The sequence below is a fragment of the Caballeronia mineralivorans PML1(12) genome (genome assembly GCF_001028175.1).
In the GTDB taxonomy this organism is placed as follows: domain Bacteria; phylum Pseudomonadota; class Gammaproteobacteria; order Burkholderiales; family Burkholderiaceae; genus Caballeronia; species Caballeronia mineralivorans.
The window spans coordinates 1-2,916 of sequence record NZ_AEJF01000169.1; the positions used below are offsets into that span (position 1 = coordinate 1).

Annotated in this window: 2 protein-coding genes; one reads left to right on the top strand and one right to left on the bottom strand. The window is 62.7% G+C overall.

Going from position 1 to position 2,916, the window contains the following annotated elements:
- Positions 1 to 1,093 (bottom strand): Na+/H+ antiporter (locus tag EOS_RS27980; protein WP_047895439.1); only part of this gene is annotated, 1,093 nt, incomplete at its 3' end.
- Positions 1,094 to 1,505: 412 nt separating this feature from the next.
- Here EOS_RS27980 and EOS_RS27985 point away from each other — a divergent pair.
- Positions 1,506 to 2,825 carry a sensor domain-containing phosphodiesterase gene (locus tag EOS_RS27985; RefSeq protein ID WP_047895440.1) on the top strand — a complete coding sequence of 440 codons (1,320 nt, stop codon included), beginning with the start codon at positions 1,506 to 1,508 and terminating at the stop codon, positions 2,823 to 2,825.
- Positions 2,826 to 2,916 lie beyond the last annotated feature (91 nt).

Below are 2,916 nucleotides of genomic sequence, written 5' to 3' on the forward strand. Positions count from 1 at the left end.
GCACGCCCGGCACCGCGTTTGCCACGCCGTGTTTCGCGGCCCCGCGGCTCGCGACCCAGCGCAGCACCCAGACCCACGCGAAGCGCAGCCCGTACAGCGCGACCACCACGGCCGCGACATAACCGAGCAGCAAGCCGACCTGCTGGAGACCGTCGTGATGCGCCTCGATCAAGGCGCGTCCGATGATGTGCGGAAACTGCAGTCCGAGCAGGATGAACACCATCCCGTTGAACACGAATTCGATCATTGTCCACGTGCTGGTCATGCGGATTCGCGCCGCCGTGGGAATACCTTCGCGCAGGCTCTGGAAGTTCATCATCATCCCGGCCGACACCGCCGCGAGAATGCCCGAGCAGCCGAAGCGCTCGGCGATCAGATACGCCGCGAACGGAATCAGCAGCGTAAGGATCACGCCGGCGGCGGGATCGTCGTCTTCGGACAGCTTCACGATCCGCCCCGGAATCGATGTCACCAGCCAACTGATCGCCGCGCCGATTACGATCCCGCCCACGGCGATCAGCACGAAACTGATCGCCGCCGCGCGCAACGAGAACACGCCCGTGAGCGCCGCCGCGATGGCGAATTTCAGCGCAACCAGGCCGGACGCGTCGTTCATCAGCGCCTCGCCTTCGAGGATGTGCATCAGGTTCGCCGGAATGCGCCCCTTGCCCGCGATGCCGCTGAGCGCGACGGCGTCCGTCGGCGACAACACAGCGGCAAGTGCGAACGCGACCGGCAGCGGCATGGCGGGAATCATCGCGTGCAGAAACCAGCCGAGCGCGCCCACGGTCATGAATACGAGGCCCAGCGCGAGCAGCAGGATCGCGCGGCGCTGCATGAAAAATTCGCGTTTCGGGATGCGCCAGCCATCGGCGAACAAAAGTGGCGGGATGAAGAGCATCATGAAAAGCTCGGGATCGAATGTGACATGCAGGCCGAATCCCGGCCACGCGAGACACGCGCCAATCGCGATCTGGATCAGCGGCAGCGGCAGCGGCAGCGTGAAGGGCAACGCGGCGGGCAACAGGCTGGTGGCGAAGCCAGACAGCGCGACTGCCAGCATCAGGATCAAGACAGTGAAAACGATTTCCATGGATTTGCGGGTTCGGCAGGAGCGCGGCTAGTCGATACTGACGCCCCTTTTTTAACGAAGAAGGGCCAAAGTTTAGCTTGGACAGGCTTTGGGGGTTTTATGAGGAATGCGGGATCGGTCCACGACGCGCACTGTGTTGGTGCGCTCGCACGCCGAGCCGTGAACCCGGCGTCTCGCGGCGGTGCACATGCGGGCGCACGGTCAGGAAACGCGTGGACTCGCGTGAGCACGGAGCTTGCTTTATCGAAGGGGACGGGACGGGTAGATTCCGCTTGATGATAAATGAGGGCTTTATGAAATCAGGACTGAGGGCGCCGGTTGCGCGACGTCGAGCGCAATCGATTGCTGTTATGGAATATGAACGGGTGCACGAACGAGGATCGAATGCGGGCATCCGGACGGGGAAGGCAAGATGGCAATAGCGAATCCTGACAAGGTGAAGCCGGTCTCGCCGCGGACATTCGAACTGAGCGTGACGTCGGGGTTCGACCGGTATTCGGTCGAACACGGCGGCTGGACGCTGTCGAGCGTGTTTCAGCCGGTGTTCAGCCTGTCGCATATGCGGGCGGTCGGCTACGAAGGTTTGCTGCGCGCGCACGATGCGCTCGATCGCGTTGTGTCGCCGCTCGATGTCTTCGGCCAGGCCGCGCGCGTGGGCGAGGCGATGCAGGTCGACCGGCTGTCGCAGGCGCTGCATCTCGAGAATTTCAAGGTGCTCGGCGCGGAGAACGAATGGCTGTTTCTCAACGTGCATCCGGGGGCGCTGACCGAGCCGTATCACATGGCCGCGTTGCTGGCGAATCTCAAGCGTTTGCAGATCGAGCCGCGTCGCGTGGTGCTGGAGGTGCTGGAGCAACGTGCGGATGACATCGAAACGCTCGCGGACGCCGTGCAGCATTTTCGCGAGCACGGCTTCCTGATTGCGCTCGATGATTTCGGCGCGGGGCACTCCAATATTGAACGGATCTGGCAGCTTGATCCCGATATCGTCAAGCTCGATCGCGTGATGTTGTCGCATGCCGCGCACTCGGCGCATTCGGTTCACGGCACGAGCCACTTGAAGCATCGGCGGAACATGGAGGCGATTCTGTCAGGCGTAGTGTCGCTGCTGCACGAGGCGGGCAAGCTGGTGTTGATCGAGGGCGTGGAGACCGAGCACGAGGCGCAGCTCGCGCTCTCGAGCGGTGCGGACTTCGTGCAGGGTTTTTTCTTCGGCCGCCCGAATCCGGGTCTCGCCGATGCCTCTCAAGCGCATACGTTGATGAGCGAATTGACCGAGCGTTTCCGGTTGCAGACGGAGGCGAAGGAACGGCGCGTGGCGACGCGGCTGCAGCCGTACGTGCGGGCTTTTGAGCGTGCGGCGGAACGGCTCGCGGCGGGGGAAGCGCTGGAAGAGGTGTGCTGGAATTTCCTGTCGCTGGATAACGCAGCGCGGTGTTTTTTACTCGATGCCAATGGGCGCCAGGCCGGGCGCAATGTGGTGCTCAGGGCCGATCGCGCGGCGCACGAAGCGCGGTTGTTGCCGCTTATCGATGCGCAAGGGGCGAACTGGTTAAGGCGGCCGTATTTCCGGGCGGCGTTGGGCGACCCGGATAGGGTGCATGTGACGAAGCCGTATTTATCGATTAATGAGGCGTTGCCGTGCGTGACGTTATCGGTGGAGACGCGCATGGGCGGGCAACGGTGCGTGCTGTGTGGGGATATCGACTGGATTGCGGAGGAGGAAGAGTAGGGCGTGGTTTCCGTCGCATCACGAAAAAGCCCGCAAAATCGCTTGCGGGCTTTTTCATTTTTTTTGCGGGATAAGCGCATACGCGTTGGCT

What these genes read in the sequence shown, in the direction of transcription:
- EOS_RS27985 (WP_047895440.1), top strand. Translation starts at nt 1,506, where the DNA reads ATGGCAATAGCGAATCCTGACAAGGTGAAGCCGGTCTCGCCGCGGACA.